Annotated in this window: 23 protein-coding genes; 5 read left to right on the forward strand and 18 right to left on the reverse strand. The window is 62.6% G+C overall.

What is annotated here, in order from left to right:
• Positions 1–79: 79 nt before the first annotated feature.
• Positions 80–499, forward strand: a complete 420-nt coding sequence (locus tag DBR16_RS13585) for an NtrZ family periplasmic regulatory protein (RefSeq protein WP_109261761.1) — start codon at positions 80–82, stop codon at positions 497–499.
• Here the strand turns inward: DBR16_RS13585 and DBR16_RS13590 are convergent.
• The gene (locus DBR16_RS13590) at positions 496–1,113 is read right to left on the reverse strand and encodes a thiamine phosphate synthase (protein WP_161539523.1); all 618 of its coding nucleotides are present in this window, start codon (positions 1,111–1,113) and stop codon (positions 496–498) included. The two genes, DBR16_RS13585 and DBR16_RS13590, sit on opposite strands and share 4 nt — an antisense overlap.
• Here DBR16_RS13590 and DBR16_RS13595 point away from each other — a divergent pair.
• Positions 1,112–1,795 (forward strand): YggS family pyridoxal phosphate-dependent enzyme, encoded by a 684-nt coding sequence (locus DBR16_RS13595; RefSeq protein ID WP_109261888.1) that lies wholly within the window; start codon positions 1,112–1,114, stop codon positions 1,793–1,795. The two genes, DBR16_RS13590 and DBR16_RS13595, sit on opposite strands and share 2 nt — an antisense overlap.
• Here the strand turns inward: DBR16_RS13595 and DBR16_RS13600 are convergent.
• Complete coding sequence (locus DBR16_RS13600; RefSeq protein ID WP_109261763.1) at positions 1,785–2,291, reverse strand: L,D-transpeptidase family protein; 507 nt, start codon at positions 2,289–2,291, stop codon at positions 1,785–1,787. The genes DBR16_RS13595 and DBR16_RS13600 overlap by 11 nt on opposite strands.
• 308 nt (positions 2,292–2,599) lie before the next feature.
• Between DBR16_RS13600 and DBR16_RS13605 the strand changes: the two genes are divergently transcribed.
• Positions 2,600–3,286 (forward strand): response regulator transcription factor, encoded by a 687-nt coding sequence (locus DBR16_RS13605; protein WP_109261764.1) that lies wholly within the window; start codon positions 2,600–2,602, stop codon positions 3,284–3,286.
• Here the strand turns inward: DBR16_RS13605 and xth are convergent.
• The 4 genes from xth to ahcY all read right to left on the reverse strand — a co-directional run bounded on the left by xth (position 3,283) and on the right by ahcY (position 6,634).
• The gene (gene xth, locus DBR16_RS13610) at positions 3,283–4,098 is read right to left on the reverse strand and encodes an exodeoxyribonuclease III (protein WP_109261765.1); all 816 of its coding nucleotides are present in this window, start codon (positions 4,096–4,098) and stop codon (positions 3,283–3,285) included. The genes DBR16_RS13605 and xth overlap by 4 nt on opposite strands.
• 12 nt (positions 4,099–4,110) lie before the next feature.
• On the reverse strand, positions 4,111–4,701 hold the full coding sequence (locus tag DBR16_RS13615) for a hypothetical protein (RefSeq protein ID WP_109261766.1): 591 nt from the start codon (positions 4,699–4,701) through the stop codon (positions 4,111–4,113).
• A 5-nt stretch (positions 4,702–4,706) separates the two neighbouring features.
• Positions 4,707–5,159, reverse strand: a complete 453-nt coding sequence (locus DBR16_RS13620) for an energy transducer TonB (RefSeq protein ID WP_109261767.1) — start codon at positions 5,157–5,159, stop codon at positions 4,707–4,709.
• 83 nt (positions 5,160–5,242) lie between these two features.
• Positions 5,243–6,634, reverse strand: a complete 1,392-nt coding sequence (gene ahcY / locus DBR16_RS13625) for an adenosylhomocysteinase (protein ID WP_233347843.1) — start codon at positions 6,632–6,634, stop codon at positions 5,243–5,245.
• Positions 6,635–6,896: 262 nt separating this feature from the next.
• On the opposite strand from ahcY, the gene DBR16_RS13630 reads away from it, so the two are divergent.
• A complete protein-coding gene (locus tag DBR16_RS13630; RefSeq protein ID WP_109261769.1) occupies positions 6,897–8,513 on the forward strand; it encodes a hypothetical protein in 1,617 nt (538 codons plus the stop codon).
• Here DBR16_RS13630 and DBR16_RS13635 read toward each other — a convergent pair.
• From DBR16_RS13635 to DBR16_RS13650, 4 genes are all read right to left on the reverse strand, one after another.
• Complete coding sequence (locus tag DBR16_RS13635) at positions 8,498–8,770, reverse strand: HPr family phosphocarrier protein (protein ID WP_170108339.1); 273 nt, start codon at positions 8,768–8,770, stop codon at positions 8,498–8,500. The genes DBR16_RS13630 and DBR16_RS13635 overlap by 16 nt on opposite strands.
• Entirely contained in the window at positions 8,770–9,177 is a 408-nt protein-coding gene (locus DBR16_RS13640) for a PTS sugar transporter subunit IIA (protein ID WP_109261771.1), read from the reverse strand. Before DBR16_RS13640 ends, DBR16_RS13635 begins: the two co-directional genes overlap by 1 nt.
• A gap of 70 nt (positions 9,178–9,247) precedes the next feature.
• Positions 9,248–10,870, reverse strand: a complete 1,623-nt coding sequence (locus DBR16_RS13645) for a stimulus-sensing domain-containing protein (protein WP_109261772.1) — start codon at positions 10,868–10,870, stop codon at positions 9,248–9,250.
• Positions 10,839–11,543, reverse strand: a complete 705-nt coding sequence (locus DBR16_RS13650; RefSeq protein ID WP_109261773.1) for a response regulator transcription factor — start codon at positions 11,541–11,543, stop codon at positions 10,839–10,841. Before DBR16_RS13650 ends, DBR16_RS13645 begins: the two co-directional genes overlap by 32 nt.
• 129 nt (positions 11,544–11,672) lie before the next feature.
• Here DBR16_RS13650 and DBR16_RS13655 point away from each other — a divergent pair, with 129 nt between their 5' ends.
• Positions 11,673–13,370, forward strand: a complete 1,698-nt coding sequence (locus tag DBR16_RS13655) for a hypothetical protein (RefSeq protein ID WP_109261774.1) — start codon at positions 11,673–11,675, stop codon at positions 13,368–13,370.
• On the opposite strand, the gene DBR16_RS13660 is transcribed toward DBR16_RS13655, so the two are convergent.
• The 8 genes from DBR16_RS13660 to DBR16_RS13695 form a co-directional block, all read right to left on the reverse strand.
• The gene (locus tag DBR16_RS13660; protein ID WP_233347845.1) at positions 13,352–14,296 is read right to left on the reverse strand and encodes a glycosyltransferase family 2 protein; all 945 of its coding nucleotides are present in this window, start codon (positions 14,294–14,296) and stop codon (positions 13,352–13,354) included. The two genes, DBR16_RS13655 and DBR16_RS13660, sit on opposite strands and share 19 nt — an antisense overlap.
• A 5-nt stretch (positions 14,297–14,301) precedes the next feature.
• A complete protein-coding gene (locus tag DBR16_RS13665; protein WP_125184578.1) occupies positions 14,302–15,432 on the reverse strand; it encodes a GNAT family N-acetyltransferase in 1,131 nt (376 codons plus the stop codon).
• 60 nt (positions 15,433–15,492) lie between these two features.
• Positions 15,493–15,903 (reverse strand): response regulator, encoded by a 411-nt coding sequence (locus DBR16_RS13670; RefSeq protein ID WP_109261777.1) that lies wholly within the window; start codon positions 15,901–15,903, stop codon positions 15,493–15,495.
• A 70-nt stretch (positions 15,904–15,973) separates the two neighbouring features.
• Positions 15,974–16,870 carry a bifunctional methylenetetrahydrofolate dehydrogenase/methenyltetrahydrofolate cyclohydrolase FolD gene (gene folD / locus DBR16_RS13675; protein WP_109261778.1) on the reverse strand — a complete coding sequence of 299 codons (897 nt, stop codon included), beginning with the start codon at positions 16,868–16,870 and terminating at the stop codon, positions 15,974–15,976.
• Positions 16,867–17,214, reverse strand: coding sequence for a DUF167 family protein (locus tag DBR16_RS13680; RefSeq protein ID WP_233347847.1), 348 nt, complete (start codon positions 17,212–17,214; stop codon positions 16,867–16,869). The genes folD and DBR16_RS13680 overlap by 4 nt, the downstream gene beginning before the upstream one ends.
• Positions 17,181–17,486 carry a YggT family protein gene (locus DBR16_RS13685; RefSeq protein ID WP_233347849.1) on the reverse strand — a complete coding sequence of 102 codons (306 nt, stop codon included), beginning with the start codon at positions 17,484–17,486 and terminating at the stop codon, positions 17,181–17,183. Before DBR16_RS13685 ends, DBR16_RS13680 begins: the two co-directional genes overlap by 34 nt.
• A 70-nt stretch (positions 17,487–17,556) precedes the next feature.
• Positions 17,557–18,003, reverse strand: a complete 447-nt coding sequence (locus DBR16_RS13690) for a response regulator (RefSeq protein WP_109261780.1) — start codon at positions 18,001–18,003, stop codon at positions 17,557–17,559.
• The gene (locus tag DBR16_RS13695; protein ID WP_161539524.1) at positions 18,000–19,193 is read right to left on the reverse strand and encodes a sensor histidine kinase; all 1,194 of its coding nucleotides are present in this window, start codon (positions 19,191–19,193) and stop codon (positions 18,000–18,002) included. The genes DBR16_RS13690 and DBR16_RS13695 overlap by 4 nt, the downstream gene beginning before the upstream one ends.
• Positions 19,194–19,252 lie beyond the last annotated feature (59 nt).

The following is a 19,252-nucleotide window of genomic DNA, read 5'->3' on the forward strand; positions in this document are numbered from 1 at the left end:
CGTTGTAACCCTGAGATTCAGCCCTTCGCCTTTTGCGCGAGATTGGCTATATTGGCAGGGTAATGAGGGGCTTTATGGCATGAGCCAGGTGTTGAAATCATGGACGATCGCTGCTGCGGTCGCGGGGTGTGTTGCCTCCGCGCCGGGCGCTTTTGCGTTCCAGGATGCGGTCAGCGCCTCCAGCGATGCCGATGCCCAGGCCTGGTATGAGACCTACACGCTGGATTCCAATGTGGCGCCTGGCGTCAATCTCGACTTCCCGGACAATCAGGTTGAATTCAGCCCCGGCAATGGCTGGGGCTTCACCCTCGGCTTTGACCGCAATGACGAGCAGCGCCGGGAATTCGATTCCATTGATGCCGGCGTCTATGTCGATCTCAATGACCGCTTCCGCTTTGGCGGGTCGATCCGCTTCTCCAATCCGGACAATCTGGTGACGGGCCCGCAGATCGATGAGCGCGCACCGGAAGTCAAGTTCGAAACCGGCTGGCGTTTCTAGCGTTTCAGCCCGCCGATCGCGGCCACACCCGCAAATCCTGATCCTGACAGATTCTTTGCCGTGTCTGCCGTTATGCCGCCCAGCGCATAGACGGGGATTGCGCACGCCCGGGCCAGCCCGCGGGCGCGGTGCACGCCGAGTGCCGTGTCACCCGCATGGCTCCGGGTTGCAAACACCGGCGATAATACTGCCGCATCCGCCCCCGCTTTTGCGGCCAGGGTAAGTTCGCGCCGGTTATGCGCCGACATCGTCATGATCTGACCGGTCCGTCCCCGCCGCCATTTTCGCGCCGGTCCGGCCAGCCGCGCCGGCCAGTGCACGCCGTCGGCATCACAGGCGTCCGCCAGGTCCGGATCCGCGGCGATCAGAAGCACCAGCCGTTTTTCCCGCGCAATCCCGGCCAGACGGGCGGCTTCGGAGAACCGCTCCGGGCGGCCGAAATGCCGGTAGATCAGCGCGCAGCCATCCGGCAGGCTATTGGCAAAAGCGGCGACATCCGGCGTCCGCTCGGGATCGGTCAGGGCAATCAGCGGCGGCAGCACGCCCGGAACACCGGGCCATCTGGCGGCCAGCCTTGCCAGCAGCATCGCTTGGGAATAGGTGCGGGAGGACATGACCACATCCGTAAACGAATTTGCCGCCCGCCGGAATGAAATCCTGAAGCGGATCGCCATGGCCGCGGAATCCGCAGGCCGTGACCCGTCATCGGTCACACTGACCGGCGTCTCCAAGAAACAGCCGGACAGCCGCATCCGGGCCGCCCTTGCCGCCGGTCACCGCGTCTTTGGCGAGAACCGGGTGCAGGAGGCGCAGGGCCGCTGGGCGGAACGCCGGTCAGATTTTCCCGATCTCGAATTGCGCCTCATTGGCCCGTTGCAAACCAACAAGGCGGAAGCGGCGGTCGCCCTGTTTGACGTGATCGAGACGCTTGACCGGATCAAGCTCGCCGGGGCCTTGAAAAAGGCAATGGAAAAGCTGGGCAGGCAGCCGCGCCTCTATGTCCAGGTCAATACCGGCGAGGAAGACCAGAAGGCCGGCATTGCCCCGCCCGCCGTCGCGGACTTTCTGAAGCAGATGCGCGAGGATTATGGCTTCAAAATCGAGGGGTTGATGTGCATTCCGCCGGTCGAAGACCCCGCCGGACCGCATTTTGCCCTGCTCGCAGACCTTGCGGCGGCCAATGGCATCGAAAAACTCTCCATGGGGATGAGCGGGGATTTCGAGACCGCGGTGAAATTCGGCGCCACCAGCGTGCGCGTCGGCTCCGCCCTGTTCGGCGAGCGGCCTACCGCCTGATCTCGAGTGTATCGCCGGGTGCCGCGCCTTTCAGCACGGCTTCCAGATCGGCTTTCGCCAGCGCCACACACCCCTCGGTCGGCGCATAATCCGGCCGCGCGCAATGCAGGAAGATGGCGGAGCCGCGCCCCGGAACCGGCGGATCATCATTATGCGACAGCACGACCACGACGTCGTAAAGTCCGTCCGCGCGTGTCATTTCCTCGCAAGACGCCGGATAGGGCAGGCGCACGGGCCGGTTATAGGCGGGATCATCCGGCGCATCACACCAGCCATCATCGGGCCGGATCGGACGCACCGGCAGCGTGGTCTCCGGAGCCGCGCCACGATCCGCCCGGTAAAGCACACGGCGCAGCACATATGTGCCAAGCGGGGTCGCCCCATCCCCTTCCACCTTGCCGGCCTCCGGTTTGACGCCGCCCTTGCCGAGCGCGGCGCGGCAGAAGGCGTCAGGTGCCGAAAACCGGCCATCGGATGTCACGGTGAAACGGGTCATGCAGGCAGGAATTCCGGAATTTGGCGCACAAGTCCAGCGGTCGGCGCGGGACGCCGACAGGTGCAAGCGCACCCAAGGCAGCGTCCCGGTCGCCTCCCCCACCACGGAGGTGTCATGCCGCAGCCCGCACAGGACCGGACATGTCAGGCGTTAACCATGCAAAAATGCGGCCATTTTTCACGCATCGATGACGCCTTGCACACGCGATTGTGTGCTTGACCGTGAACGCCGGTCCGGTCATTCCTGCCGGGAAATTTCAGCCGCCCGGCAGGAATTGCCTCCCGTACAAAAAATGGCATGATCAGACTATGAGTGTGAAAAAAACGATTCTGTGCGTCGATGACGACGACGATCTCCGCGAAACCCTCATCGAACAATTCGGGTTTCATGACGAATTCACGGTCCGGGATGCGGACAATGCGACCAAAGGCATAAATATCGCCCGCGATGAACGGGTGGATATTGTTCTGCTGGACGTTGACCTGCCCGACATGGACGGGCGCGAAGCCTGCCGCCTGATGCGCAAGAATGGCGTGACCGCCCCGGTCATCATGCTGACCGGGCAGAATACCGATGCCGACCAGATCCTCGGTCTCGAATCCGGCGCCAATGACTATGTCACCAAGCCGTTCAAGTTTTCTGTCCTGCTCGCCCGCGTCCGCGCGCACCTGCGCAGTCACGAACAGAGCGAGGATGCCGTCTTCCAGATCGGGCCGTACGAATTCAAACCGTCCATGAAGCTTCTGATCACGGCAGACGAGAAGAAGATCCGCCTGACGGAAAAGGAAACCAATATCCTCAAATACCTCTATCGTTCGGGCGGCAAGCCGGTCTCGCGGGAGGAGTTGTTACATGAGGTCTGGGGCTATAACCCCAATGTCACCACCCACACGCTGGAAACCCATATCTATCGTTTGCGCCAGAAGATCGAGCCCGACCCGGCCCGCTCGCGCCTGCTGATTACCGAAAGCGGCGGCTACAGGCTGCAGAGCTAAAGCACCAGATCCAGGACGACCGGCACATGGTCGGACGGCTTTTCGCGGCCACGCTCCGGCTCGTAGATCCGGAAACCGTCCCGGCCGCGCGCCAGCGCCGCATCCTTCAGGGGCGGCGTCACCCAGATATGGTCCAGTCGCCGGCCCCGGTTGGAGGCGCGGTAATCTTTCGCGCGATAGCTCCACCAGGTGTAGATCTTTTCCGGCTCGGGAATGACTTCCCGCGCGACATCAATGAAATCGCCCGCCGCCAGAATGGCATTCAGCGCCTCGACCTCGCCCGGCGTGTGCGAGACCACTTTCAGAAGCTGTTTGTGTGACCAGACATCATGTTCGCGCGGAGCGATGTTGAAATCGCCGAGAATGACGATCTTGTCATTCTTCGTGTCGCGCGCGGCGAAATAATCCCGCGTGCAGGCCAGGAAATCCATCTTGTGGGCAAAGCGCGGATTGATTTCGATATCCGGCTCGTCCCCGCCGGCCGGAATATAGAAATTGTGAAGCTCGATGCCTTGCACACCGACGCGCTGATGCCGCGCTTCCTCGCGCGGGCAGATCGCTTCATCGCCCAGATCCTGCAGCGGATATTTCGAGGCAATGGCCACGCCATGCATGCCTTTCTGCCCGCGCACATGAAAATGCTCATAGCCCATTTCGCGGAAGGCTTTTTCCGGGAATTCATGGCTCTGGCACTTGATCTCCTGCAGGCACAGCACATCCGGCTGGCAGGCGGCCACGAAAGGCGCGATCAGCGGCACGGCGCGCAGGCGCACAGAGTTCACATTCCAGCTGGCAATCGAAAGCGTGGTCATAAGTCCGTCCAATCACAGAATATTATAGGTCAGCCCGGCCAGTCCGACCGGCCAGCGCCCGCGCACAAACAGCCGCCAGCGCGCGAGAAAGGGATGCGGCGGATCATCATCCTCGGCTTCCGCCATGATCACCAGCGCGGCGCCATTGGCCGCCTGCACCACGGACCCCGCGGCCGCATTCAGCACGGCCTCGTCGCGCATATCCCCCAGCGAGGCCGAATAGGCGACCGCATCCTGTGCCGCCTCGCCGGCTTTCAGCCCGACATATTCCAGCACCGTCTGGATGCCGTCCTCGTCCAGCCGCTGCATGGCTTCGGAAATCAGCCCGGCGCGCAGCATTTCCTCGGCCTCCCAGCCTTCCGGATTGAAATCCACGGCCTCGGCGGCGCTCGCAGCATCGTCCCAATTGGTCAGCAGCCCCGGTTCGGCATGCGGAAAGCCCAGACCATCGAGATAGGTGCGGGTCAGATCACGCTCGCGCCTGTCCAGCGGATCGCCCAGCCGCATGAACAGGCGGGCATCGGAAAGGCCGTCGGCAAAGGCGCGGACCTTGTAAAGCAGCGGAATTTCATCCAGCAGCCGGGTAAAGTCATCATTCGACATGGACGCTATCTAACGCGAACCGTGCCATTGCGAAACTCGAACAGCACAACGCAGTTCGACAGCGCCTGCCCGTCCGGCAACTCACGGAAGCGCCAGTCCTCGACCGCGCGCACCGCCGCAGCATCGAAATGGCCGGCGGGCACCGATTCGGCAGACCGCACACGATGCGGACGGCCGGTGTCATAAACGTGAAAGCGGACCACCACCCAGCCCTGCAGCCCGCGGGAATACGCCCGCGCCGGATAGTCCGGCATGGCGAATTCGCGGGCCGCCAGCTGCGCACCCTGACAATCCTCCGGCCCGATCAGCCGTTCCACATTGGCGGGCACCGGAAAGGGCTGGGACGGCATGAAGGGGTCCGAGCGCGGATCCAGCCGGCCAGTCCCGGGCAGAGAGGCCACGGAAGAACAGGCGGCAAGGGCGAATAGGGTGCACAGGCTGGCAAGACGGATGATCATACCGGCACGCTAGCGCCATTTGCCAAAAAGAAAACGCCCCGGAACGGGTCCGGGGCGCCTCTCGTGCAGTTGGGCCAAACCGCCTAGTAGCGGTAATGCTCGGCCTTGAACGGGCCTTGCGGCTCGACGCCGATATAACCGGCCTGCTCGGATGAGAGCTCGGTCAGCCGTGCGCCCAGCTTGGGCAGATGCAGGGCGGCGACCTTTTCATCCAGATGCTTGGGCAGGATATAGACCTCGTTCTTGTAGTCCGCACCACGCTGCCACAACTCGATCTGCGCCAGCGTCTGGTTGGTGAAGGAGGCCGACATCACGAAAGAGGGGTGACCGTTGGCATTGCCCAGATTCACCAGACGGCCTTCAGAGAGCAGGATGATCCGGTTGCCTTCCGGGAATTGAACCAGATCGACCTGCGGCTTCACATTGGTCCACTGGAAATTGCGCAAGGCTTCGACCTGGATCTCGTTATCGAAATGGCCGATATTGCAGACGATCGCCATATCCTTCATGGCGCGCATGTGATCGACGGTCAGAACGTCCTTGTTGCCGGTCGCGGTGACGAAGATATCGCAATCATTGACGACATCCTCGACGCGCACGACCGCAAACCCGTCCATGCAGGCCTGTAGCGCGCAGATCGGATCGACTTCGGTGACGGCCACGCGGGCGCCGGCCTGCGCCAGCGATTCCGCCGAGCCCTTGCCGACATCGCCATAACCGCAGACCAGGGCGGTCTTGCCGGCCATCATCACATCGGTGCCGCGGCGGATGGCATCCACCAGGCTTTCGCGGCAGCCATAGCGGTTGTCGAATTTCGATTTGGTCACCGAGTCATTCACATTGATCGCCGGGAAGGGCAGTTCGCCGCGCTTCTGCATCTGGTACAGCCGCATCACGCCGGTCGTGGTTTCTTCCGACACACCCTTGATCGCAGCCTTGGCCTTGGCAAACCAGCCCGGTGTCTCGGCAATCCGCTTCCGGATCTGGGCGAAGAGATATTTTTCCTCGTCCGATTTTGGCTCGCCAAGGAGGGACGGATCGTTTTCCGCTTTCTCGCCGAGGATCAGATACAGCGTCGCATCGCCGCCATCATCAAGGATCATGTTGGCGGTTTCACCATTCGGCCAGGTGAAGATCCTGTCGGCGAAATCCCAGTATTCTTCCAGCGTCTCGCCCTTGTGCGCAAACACCGGAACGCCGGTTTCGGCAATCGCGGCCGCGGCATGGTCCTGAGTCGAGAAGATGTTGCAGGATGCCCAGCGCACTTCCGCGCCCAGCGCTGTCAGGGTTTCGATCAGCACGGCGGTCTGGATGGTCATGTGCAGCGATCCGGCAATACGCGCGCCTTTCAGCGGCTGCGCGGCGCCATATTCCTCGCGCAGCGCCATCAGGCCCGGCATTTCGATTTCCGCCATGTCGATTTCGGTACGGCCCCATTTGGCCAGGGACAGGTCTTTGACTTGGTAATCAGACATAAAAGGTCCTTCCATCAGGATGATCGGGAGAGCTTGGGCCCTCCGGGGCGGGGACTCCCGGCCGGACAGGGGACAGCAATGCGCTGCCCGTTAGCATGCAGAACCGCCGGGCACAATGCAGGGGCTGACCGGCCGCAGACAAAGTTTCTGTGACGCCCATGACTCTTGCGGCCCAAATCTTGTATAGTTCCGGCAGGGCCGTGTTTCTGGGCCATGGCGCAGAGCGGAAACGCCGCGCAGAGTTGTATTAAGGGGTGGGGTTATGTCGAGTATTCCAGGGGCGCACGCCAGCCTCGGTTTTGGCCGCAAACGTATTGATTTTTATGCCTCTCCGGGCGTCACCGCCGGAGACGGGCCGCGCCGTGGCGAACATGAAATCCGCGATGCGGACGGGGCCACGCACACCATGCGCCTGTCCCGTCCTGACACGCCACTGGAATCCGGAGAAACCGTCACCGTCCTGCGCGCGCAAAGCGGACCGGATCATGGATCCCGCCCGGTCGCGGTGATCAATCATGACCGCAGTGCCTGGACCCGCACGGCGCCGGACGCCACGACAGTTCTGGCCCGCAGCGGCATCACACGGTCGCTCAACTGGTGGATGGCCATGCTGTTATTCATGGTCACAGCGATCGCTCTGGCCTGGCCGGACATCCGCCTGTTCATGCTGGAAGTCGATCCCGGCATTTTTGCCTCGCTTCCCGATATCAATCTCTTTGCCTTCGCAGTGGACATGATCCCCGCACTGCCGGGATTTGACCTCGCCGCCGCCATTCCCGGTTTTACCGGCCTCGTGGAACAGGCCGGCCTGCCGTCTTGGTTGCCGGCTCAGACCCTGGCCTTTGCCCTGCCGCTGACATTTCTGGCCCTTCTTACCTATCTGGCCCGGTCCTGGCGTATCCTCTGGGCACCGGTCTATGCCGCGGCAGCGATTGCCACCGGCCTGGCGCTGAATGCTGCCGCGCCCCTGGTTCCGGCCATGCTGGCCCTTGGCGGTGTGGCGCTGCTCTTCTGTGTCGGCGGCTTTATCAATCGCACCCGCGATTCCGGCCGCCTCGAAGGGCGTATCGCCCGTTTGAGCGAGAATATTCTCCGCCACCCGCCGGCCGAGACAGTCGCAGCGCCTGTTGCCGCCGGAGCCGCGCTTGCAACCGCAGCCGCGTCGGCGGATGAAGATGCGCCAACGGAGGCAGACACCATACCCGCCGAGGCCGATGATCTGCCCAGCGATGACGATCTCGCAGCGGCCCGCGCTGATGCGGAGGACGGCGATCCGGCTCCGGCCCCGTCCCTGCGTTCGACCCCGGAGGAGCTGGGCGTGGACGAGACGTCAGATCGTGACATGGTCATGCCGCCGCCCCCGCCGCTCGCGAACCGTGCGGTCAATGGCGCGGCCGAATCCGGTGATGCGGCTGCCACAGCGACCGCATCCGCCATGCAGGCGCCGGAACCGGCACCGGCAGAACCACAGGCACAGGCACCTGCCAGCGAAGCGGCCGCCGATACCGGCCCTGAAACGCCGGATACACCGGCCACGGCCACCGCGTCCGCCATGCAGGCACCCACGCCCGAGCCGCAAACCCCGGCCGCGTCGACAGAACCTGCCGCCGACACACCTGCGCCGGAAGATGTTCATGCCTTTGCTGCCGCGGACTCCGCCGGGCGTGAAACGCTGATGTCGTCGCGCGAGATTGCCGATGCCGAAGAGGCTCCGGATGCCCCCGATGCGCCGGATGCGGCTCCGGTGACACCTCCGGCCTCCGTCAGCAATGCGGCGGCCAGCGACGATGTCTCCGACCCCTTCATGTCACCGGAACCCTCCGGACCGGAAGCGCCCGAAGCGGAAGACAGCGAAACACCGCGTCAGACGGATTCGTAGAATTTGTCCTCGACCAGCTGAACCAGCGCTTCAAGGGCGGGCCCGGCTTCGGCACCGTCGGCAATGATGGTGATGTCCGTGCCCGGCCCGGCGGCGAGCATCAGCAAATCCATGATCGAGGAGGCTTCCACCGTCTCTTCGCCGCGGCGGACATGGATGACGGCAGCAAACCCGGCCGCCATATCGACGAATTTGGCAGAGGCCCGGGCGTGCAGGCCGCGCTGATTGGTAATCCGGACCGTTTTCGATACCGGCACTATTTGGCCGAGCCTTCAAGCACTTTCACCGCCCGCGCGACATAGCGCTGACCCGCGGCTTCACCGGCTTCGGCAAGCGCGTCCAGCGGCAGCGTACTGCGCGATTCCGCCAGCTTGATCATCATCGGCAGATTGATTCCCGCCAGCACCTCGACCTGTCCGGGCACCATCTGGGAAATGGCCAGATTGGACGGCGTGCCGCCGAACATGTCCGTCAGAATCAAGACGCCGCTACCGGAATTCAGCGCCTTGATACGGTCGCGGATGTCATTCCGGCGCTCTTCCAGATCATCGTCGGGGCCGATACACATTGCTTCGCATTGCGCCAGCGGACCGACGACATGCTCGGTCGCAGCGACAAATTCGCGCGCGAGATTGCCATGTGTAACGATCAGAAAACCGATCATGCCTCACCTCTGGAAGGCTTGATTAAATCGTGGAGTCGGGCTGGCGGAAAGCGGTTTTTTCACGCAAGCGTCACATTTGCGCAGCGCGCGGCAGGGTCAGGGTAAAGCGGGCGCCGGCCACGCGGCCCTGCGTGTCAAGCCGGTTTCCGGCGCGCAAATCGCCGCCATGCACGCTGACAATCTGGCGCGCAATGGCCAGACCCAGGCCGGAATGCGCCCCGAATTCCGCCCCGGCCGGCCGCTCGGTGTAGAAGCGCTTGAAAATGGTTTCCAGATTGTCTGGCGGGATTCCGGGGCCGTCATCATCGACGGTGATTTTCACCAGCCCGGCCTCTGACAGGCTGAGCGCGATGCGGATCTTTCCGTCCGCGGGCGAGAAGGTGATGGCATTGTCGATGAGATTGCGGATGACCTGTCCCAGCGGCACGGCCCGGCCTTCCACAAAGGCTTGATCCAGGGTCGAGGTAAAGACCAGTTCCGGCTCGTCCGCCCGCGAGGCCTCGTAGGCACTGACCGTGTCGCGCATCAATTGCACCAGATCGACCTGGCCCACATCCTCGCGCGACAATTCGGCATCCAGCCGGGAGGCGCGGGAGATATCGGTGATCAGCCGGTCCATGCGCCGCACATCCGAAGCGATCACCGCCAGCAGCCGTTCGCGTTGGTCAGCGGTTTTCGCCCGGGGCAGGATTTCCGCGGCCGACCGGATCGAGGTCAGCGGGTTTTTCAGCTCGTGCGCGACATCGGCCGCAAATTGCTCGATCGCGTCCATGCGGTCATACAGCGCTGCCGTCATCTCCCGCATCGCCTCGCCGAGCTCGCCGATCTCGTCCCGGCGCCCGGCCAGGGACGGCATTTCCACCCGCCGTCCCTTGGCCCGGCGCACGCGCCGCGCCGCTTTCGCCAGCCGCCGGATCGGGCGGGCGATAAACACGGTCAGCGCCAGTGATGACAGAATGCTCACCAGCGCGGCCAGCAGGATAAAGGGAAACAAAGCCCGGCGTTCGCTGGCGATGATCTCGTCGAGATCGAAGGATTCCAGCGTCACCACACCGACCACGGCGCGGACCGGCTGGATCGGCACGGACACCGAGACCACGCGCGAGCCATCCGGTTGCCGCCGCACGCCGGCAATGGTTTCCCCACCAATTGCCCCGGCGATTTCCTCTTCTAGCGTGCGGTCTAGCGCGGCGCGCTCCTCCTCGGTCCGGAACCAGCCGCCAAACCCGTCCATCAGGCGCGAGAGCAGGCTGCGCGCATCCTCGGCAAAATCGCCGGGCAGCATCTCTCCCGGCGGCGGCAGCTCGGTGACATCAAACCGGTTCGCCAGCAAATGGCTGTCGGCCACAATTTGCGCCGCCTTGTTATAGATGCGCGCGCGCACATCGTCCGGCAGGTAGAGATCACGGAGGATCAGCCGCGCATCGCCATCCAGCAGGCGGGGAGACGGATCGCTTTCGGCCGCACCTTCCGCCATCACATTGGCGATCAGCTCGCCTTCAACGCGGAGCGCTTCAACCTTGGCATTGACGAGTCCGCGCCGGGTTTCGGACACAGCCAGCATGCCGACGATCAGGACCAGCAGGGCCAGGCCATTGGAGGCGAGAATGATCCACGCCAGGCGGGAAAAGGAGCCCCCGCGGACCGAACGGAGCGTCCGGCTAGCTCTCCTTGTAACGGTATCCAACACCATAAAGCGTCTCAATGGCGTCGAACGTCTTGTCGACTTCTCTGAATTTCTTGCGGACACGCTTGATATGGCTGTCGATGGTCCGGTCGTCGACATAGATCTGATCATCATAGGCCGCATCCATCAGCGCGTCGCGGCTTTTCACATAGCCGGGGCGTTGCGCCAGGGATTGCAGGATCAGGAATTCGGTCACGGTCAACCGTACCGGCTCGCCTTCCCACGAACAGGAATGGCGGTTGGGATCGAGTGACAGGCGGCCGCGCATGATCGGCTTGGACTCGCCGCCGGGCTTGCCCGGATCCCCCACGGGATCCGGCCGGGCGCGGCGCAGAACGGCCTTGACCCTTTCGCCCAGAAGACGCTGGGAGAAGGGTTTTGTGATATAGTCATCGGCACCGAGATTGAGGCCGAGCGCCTCGTCGAACTCGTCATCCTTCGAGGTCAGGAAAATCACCGGCATGTTGGAGGACTGCCGCAGGCGGCGCAGCAATTCCAGGCCATCCATGCGCGGCATCTTGATGTCGAATACCCCCAGATCCGCCGGATCATCGGTCAGGGATTCCAGCGCGGTGGCCCCGTCATTGAACGTCCGCACCTTGTAGCCTTCGCCTTCCAGAAAAATGGATACCGAAGTGATGATATTCTCGTCGTCATCGACCAGCGCAATTGTGGCCATGAACGCGCCTCCTCATTCCCGTTTTGCCAAACCTTAGACAAGCTTGACGCGAAGCGAAAGCGTTAGGGTTCACCGCGCCTTAAATGTTTCAGTGGCATTGTTTCCGCCTGATTGCATGGAGTGCGCCTGATGGCGGCAGCCAAGGTTCATTACGAGGTCTTCGTCAAGAAGCACCGCAAGGCCGGCTGGGCGTTGGTCGAGGCCCGCCCGGAACGTGAAGATGCCATTGAATTCGCGCAGAAAATCCTCGAGGCGACGCCGACGGGGTCGGTTCGCGTGTCCAAGGAGCGTTTCGATGAGGCCACGCGGGCTTTCCGCTCTTTCACCATCTGGGAGGAGGGCGCAGAGAGGTTCGAGGCCGAAAAGGAAAAAACCGGGGATGGCACACTGCCCTGCCTGTCACCGGATGACCTGACCAACCCGTCGGCCCGCGACACGATGAGCCGCGTCCTGAACGAGTGGTTTGTCCGCAAGCAGGTCACGCCGATGGAGCTGATGCACAGCCCCGAACAGGCAGAAGATCTGGAAAGCGGCGGCACCGAGCTTCAGCACGCCATCCAGAAGGTCGCGGTCGCCAGCGCGCGCGAGGGCGATTCCACCGTGCACGCCTATGTGAAACAGCTGCATGAACTGGCCCAGAAGGCGTTTGACCGCATCTACAAGGACGGGAAATCCGGCCGCCTTCCAAGATTTTCGAAATACCGGACCTATGCCTCGCTGGTCGAGGATTTTGCTGACGAGAAATCACCTTACAAGATCCGCGCCGCCCTGGCCGACCGCCTCTCCGACGAGCGCGGCTTTGGCAAGAAGCTCGCTGTCCTGATGGAATTCGCCGGCGAGTTGCCGGCGGCGGAGAAAGCCCGGACAATCGGCTGCGAGCAGCTCGATATCTTCCTGTCCGAAATCCTGAATTTCGACTCCGGCCTGATGGCGCTCATTGGATCGGCTCCCGAGCTCGGGGACGAGGTACAACGCCTCTCCGACATGTTTGTCGGGGCCGCGGAGGCTGAAAGCCTCGCTGACGCCCCGGCCGACGCCCGCACCCTCACGCGGCTGATGAAATCGGGCGTTCTGCCCGCCTGCCGCACCACGATCGCCATCGCCTTGCTGGAGCGGCTGCGGCGGCCACGCCGTATGCGGCCCAAGGATGTTCTGGAAGAGGTGAAGCTGGCCCGGAAGCTGGCGCAGCAACTGGTCATGGCCCAGGGGCCGGATCTGTCGGTTGATGCCCTTCAGGATGCGTTTTCAAAACGCTCTGCGCGTCTGCTGACGCCCGAAACCATCGGTGATTATCTTGATCAGTGCCGCAATCCGGACCACGAGATCGAGAAACTCCTGGCGCTGGAAGAAAACATCGTCGGCGCGCAGAACAAGAAAAAGCTCGCGGGATACATCCGGGCGGCGCTGGGCAATCACAAGACGGAAGGCTGGTTCGTATCCGGTGAAGGCCGGGCGATTGACCGCTTGCACCGGCTCACCGGGTTTCAGGTCAGGGCGCTGAAGGGCAATTATCCCGAAGAGGACAAGGCCGGTCTCTCGCAAGCATTTGATGCGCTGGGGCAGAAGGTTCTGGACCGCTCCGGCTTGCTGGACACGATTGCCAACAGCGATCAACCTGTGCTTGATCGCGCCGCCTCACTTCTGAAACTGGTAACCTGCCAGGCCATTCCGGCCGGCAAGTGCGCCGCCGCTGCCCAGCAGAAAGCGGTGCGCCTGATCCGGTCCGAAGCCGGCCTCGAAGAAGCCCGCGCCGACACCCAGCGCGCCAAGCTTTCAAATATCGAGACCATGCTCAACGCCATTGGCGGTCAGGACGCCGCTGCTTGACGGCCCAGGGCCGCCGAACCGTAAAAGCCGAGGCTGAACGGACCGCCCCAGAACACTTTTCCAAGACCACGCACCGCCTTGTCGAGCATGCGCGCACGCCGCGGCGCACCGATGGCCCACAGGACCGCTGCGGCACTCCCGTAAACAAGGGCCTGAGCGGCGCCCACACACATCCAGAAGACAATGCCCGGCAGATTCACCGGCCGGCGCGAGGCACAGGCTGCACTCGGCCCCTGTCCATAGGCAAAAGCCCGCCTGAGCGTGTAATTCAGGCTCGCGCGATGGCTTAGCGGATCCTCCCAGACCCAGGCTTCAGCCGACCACGCAAACACTGCGCCGCGGGCCTGCATCTGCGCAAACAGCAGATCGTCTTCCCCGCCGATATCATTGCGGGCCGCATCGAAGGGCTGGGCCGATGGCAGGGCCGCGCGCCGGATCAGTGAATTGCCGCAACCATAATAATGATCGATATGGCCGCTCTCCTCCGGCCCTGACCGCGAAAAAAACTGCGAATAGTATTCGCGATGCGTGGTCACACTGTCCGGCAGGCGGGTCCGTACCGGGCCGAATACCGCATCGGCGTCATAAAACCGCAAACTCCCTACCAGCTCGCAGAGCCAGGTGCCGGGCGCCTCTTCATCATCGTCCAGAAATGCGATCAGCTCGCCCGAACTGGCAGCAAGTCCCGCATTACGGGCATTGGCCACCCCGGGCGAAGGCATGTGAACGACGGTCACCGGGAGGGCGGCTTCCTTTGCGATCGCCTGCCCTTGCGCTATCGCCGATCCCTCGGGATCATTGTCGACAATGATCAGCTCGATATCCAGTCCGCAGGGATTGGCCTGGGCCAGAATACTGTCTGCCGCGCGCCGCAAGCCGTCGGGACGGCGGAAGGTCGGGATGATGACGGAAACCTGCATAGACATGTCGCTTACCCTGCGGCTGGCCTTGTCCTCCGGGTGACGGCACGGACCAAGCCGGAAATACGGTGACCAGTATCCAGCTCAACCGCTGAAATCTGGTTAAGCCGGCGGTGTATTTTCGACGCCAGCGGCGCGGCCGGCGTATAGCGGGCCGCTGACCACAACAGCGAACGCACGCGCGTAATCCCCAGATCGCGTCCGGGGGCGGTCACGAGTGTGCTTTTCACCGGCAGAGCATCAGCCGCATAATACTTCTTGTAGTGGTCATGATCGGCGCCGATATCGCAGCGCTCCAGCCCCAGAGCCGGCATGGCAGCGATCAGCTCATGCAGTACCTGTTGTCCAGGGGACCAGGCGGCATAGGCGGGGTCATAGGCGGCAATCCAGGGATTGAAGACCGTGTCACTGCGTACACCGAACAGCCCGGCGACAATCCGGTCATTGACCCGCAGGCTGACCAACAGGCCGCGCACCCCGCCGCGAGTGGTTTCGTGTGTGAGCCGCATCAGGGCCTGCACCCAGTCCGCAGCGAGCACATCATGCCGGCCGGTTTGCCGGAATTGCGCCTGTTTCCAACCCATCAGCTGTGTCAGCGCCTCACCATCCCTGTCCGGCGCAGTGAAGCGGGCCGGGCCGCAATCCCGCTCCATCTGGCGCGCCAGACGGCGGTGATTCTTGAAGCGTTTTGCGTGAAGCGCCCGCTGTTGCTCCAGAAAAGCATCCGCATCCGGGCCCGGCGCAATCACATGCGCGTCATGGACATCACCATCAGCGCTTCCGAAGACTCCATAGGGATCAAGCAATGCATCGAACTGAAAAGCCCGCAGCCCGGCCGCTTTCAGCGCCTCCGGACCGGTCGCCATGAAATCCGCCGCCGACACCAGCGCCTGGACATCACCGAAGGGAGCGGCGAGGGATCGCGCGAGGCGCCCCGGCCGCTTGTGGTAGGCGAGAAAGCCGGGCCGTTCCTGGCCCTTGCGGAAAACCGAGACCCGCACATCATCGCGCACTTGGGCGACGAGGCCGGCGAACTCCGGCTGCAGCAGCGGCGAGGCAAACGGCCCCTGCGCCAGAGCGCGCCAGTCGGCCAGATCGGCGCACGAAAGCGCGTCTACGCCATAAGTGTCAGCATGGATCATTTTGAACCGCTTCGATAAAGAACGGTTCAGACAGCGCAAAACCTGCGCCGGTTTCAGCGATCAGATGGCTTCAAAGTCGTCATTGGAGGCCGAAAGGCGCAAGACCTGCGCCAGTGGCTTGCTGCCAGCGGCGGCCCGCCCGCAGAGATATTCGTTCTTGTCGAGCCGGTTGATACCTTCCGGTACGGTTCCGTTATCAACCCGGACAGAACCGGACAGAACGACAATGGGTGTGACCGGGCACAGCGACTGCATCGTCGTCAGCGTGTCATCGGGATTGACCGAATCCGGCAGCCGCAAATCCAGCAGAACCAGATCATAATTCTTGTTTTTCAGCTTGCGGCGCGCTTCGCGCAGATCGCGGACCACTTCAAATCCGATATCATAATCCCCGGATTCAAAGACCGTATTCTGGACCAGCAGCGCATCGGCAAAATCATCTTCGACGTGAAGCACATTCAACGCGGTCATGGTCAGCCTCTTTTTTTGACCCGCACCTTGTGCGCCCGATTTCCTTAACGCGGTCTTTATGACGCGCGGATCAGACGATTTCTGCCGCGTCCAGCCCCGCCCGGCGCGCCGCGGCCGTGATCGTGTTTCTGAGCAGCATGGCAATTGTCATCGGGCCGATCCCGCCCGGCACCGGCGTGATCCAGCCGGCAATCTGCGACGCGGCATCGAAGGCCACATCGCCCACCAGGCGGGTCTGGCCCGGGCCGCGCCCGGGCGCGTCGATCCGGTTGATGCCGACATCCAGCACGCAGGCGCCGGGCTTGATCCAGTCGCCGGGAATCATTTCCGGCCGGCCGATCGCGGCCACAAGAATATCGGCACTGCGCGCCAGTTCGGGCAGATTCGTGGTCCGGGAATGGGCCATCGTCACGGTGCAGTGCTTCTCCAGGAAGAGCAGCGCGGCCGGTTTGCCGACCAGGATCGAACGGCCGATGATCAGCGCGGATTTCCCGGACAGATCGCCCATCGCCTGCTCGGCCAGCCACACGCAACCCGCCGGCGTGCACGGCCGCAAGCCGGGCTCTCCGGCCAGAAGGCGGCCGGCGCTGACCGCGGTCAGCCCGTCCACATCCTTGTCCGGATCAATCGTGTTGATGACCACACCGGCATCAATGTGATCGGGCAGCGGCATCTGGACGAGAATGCCGTCCACCGCTGGGTTGGCATTCAGTTGCGCGACGATTCCGACAATCTCGGCCTGGCTGATGGAGGCCGGCTTGCGGATCTCGGTTGACTCCATACCCGCCGCCTTTGCGCGGCGGACCTTGTTGCGGACATACACTTCGCTGGCCGGATCCTCGCCGATCAGCACCACGGCCAGACCGGGCTTGCGGCCCAGCAGCTTCTCCAGTTGCGCGGCAGCGCCAGCAACCCGCTCATCCATACCGGCGGCAATGGTTTTTCCGTCTATGATCCGGGCTGTCATGTCTCCGCCTCCGTCAGTTTCGCGATCAGTGAATCGGCTTCGGCCGCATCGCAATCCACCGAAATGGTTTTGATCCGGCTGGTCTGGCCCCGGACCACATGCAGCCGGGTTTTACCGATTCCGAGCCGTTTGGCGAGCAGTTTGACAAGGGCGGTATTGGCTTTGCCGTTTTCCGGTATGGCGCGGACGTGCGCCCGGAAGACAGGCTGCCCGTCCGCATCCGTATCCCAGCCATCAAGCCTGTCCCGCCGGGCACCCGGTGTCAGCCGGACCGGAAGATCAAACCCGTCCGGCGTCCGCCGGGCGGTCATCAGAAGGCGGTCATGATCTGTGGCAACAGCCATCCGCGGATGAACTGGATCAGAAGAATGACAACCAGCGGGGAAAAATCGAAACCGCCAAGGTTTGGCAGAATGGACCGTATCGGCCGCAAGACCGGCTCGGTCAGCATGGAGGTCATGCGCCAGAGGGATCCGACGACCGGATTGTAGGGATTGACGATCTTGAAGCTGATCAGCCAGCTCAGGATGATCGCGGCGATCAGGATGAAAATGAAGAGACCCAGAACCGGGTCGACAAAATAGACAATCAGCGCATCGATGAATGACAGGTTCACAAGGACGTCTCCGGCAGCGTTTCTGCGCCTGCTCTATCCGTTTTCGGGGCGCGGCGGCAAGCCTGCGCCGTCATACCGCGGGCAGGGCGCCGGGGAGGCGGCAGATATCCTTCCAGAAATCCCGCACGCCGCGCGCAATCTCGTCATATTCCCCGAGATCATAGGGTTTGACGACATAGGCATTGGCACGTAGCGCATAGCAATCCTCGATATCCATGCGCTGCGCCGAGGCGGACAGGACGACAATGGGTGTATTCATAGGCGTGTCGCCATTGCGCACTTCACTCAGCACATCGCGGCCGGAAATGCCGGGAAGATTGAGGTCGAGAATCACCAGATCATGCCGTGCCTCGCGGATCGTCTTCAGTGCCGCTGCACCGGACATGACAATTTCGGTTTCCTCCACACCGGCCTCCTTCAGGGCCGACGTGACGAAATAGGCATCCTGGTGATCATCATCCACTACCAGAACGCGGAAGGGTTTGTCCGGTGTTTTTCCGACCTTCTTGGAATTCATGTCGTCATTCCTTTTGCCAGCGGCAGGGTGAAACAGAAGCGCGCACCCTCCCGGTAAGTGTTGTCAACCCAGATCTTTCCACCGTGGCTCTCCACGATCCGTTGGCAGAGTGAAAGCCCGATACCCGTCCCCGGAATATCGCTTTCAGCATGCAGGCGTTTCAGCATTTCGAAAACCCTGACGGAGAATTTTTCATCAATTCCGATGCCGTTATCCTCGACAGAAACCTGTATATGGTTTCCAGAAACCTGACTCGAAATGCGGATCACCGGTGCTGCATCGGAGCGGTATTTCAGTGCATTGTCGATGAGATTGTCGAACAGGCGCAGGATCAGCTCGCGATCACCCGCAATCGCATCCGCCGTCAGCGCCGTTTCGACGCGCGCTCCCGTGGCCTTGATATCCGGACCCAGATCGGCGAGCGCCGTTTTCACGATCCCGTCAAGCGCCAGCGCCTCGGCCCGCAAGTCGTGATCCACGAGCTTAGAATATTCGAGCAGGCTTTCGATCATCCGCCGCATACGGAAAGTGCTGGCCACGATATTGCCGACCATTTCACGGGCACCGTCACTCATTTCAGCGGAGGCTTCCCGCTCCAGCAGCTGGGCGAACATCGAGATATGCCGTAGCGGCGCTTGCAGGTCGTGCGAGGCGGTGGCGGCATACTGCCGGAGCGCGGCATTGGTCTGGGTCAGTTCCTGCGTGCGTTCCTCGACGCGGGCTTCCAGCGACCGCGTCAGAGCGGTCAGCTCCGCCTCCGCCGACCGCCGCCTTTCCACCTCTCCGGCCAGTTCCAGATTCTTGGCCTGCAATTGTTCGGTCGTGGGAACCGCCAGGGCTTTGGGCAGGAGCGGCCACAGCACGATCGCCGTGATCAGTGAGGCGATGGCCGTCAGCGCTTTCAGCACACCCTGGATTTCATAAACCGGGGTCCAGATCACCACCACGGACAGAAAATGCGTTGCCCCGCAAAGCAGAATGAAGGCGATGAACAGATAGAGTGTCGGTTTGTACCGCGCATCCGGCCGGCCGATGGCAAACAGCGCCATGACGACAGGAATGGAAAAATAGGCCAGCCCGGTAACGATGTCGGCGGTGACATGGGTCCATAATATCCAGGGCGTCCACAGAAAGCACATGCCATGCGGCATGAATCCTGAACTGACCAGCCCCGTAAGTGCGGTTTCCATCATCGCCTCCCCGCTGCGTTCCGCGAAAACCGTAACATTCAATCCGCTGGCTGACGAAC

It is taken from the genome of Hyphobacterium indicum (assembly GCF_003129605.1).
GTDB lineage: Bacteria > Pseudomonadota > Alphaproteobacteria > Caulobacterales > Maricaulaceae > Hyphobacterium > Hyphobacterium indicum.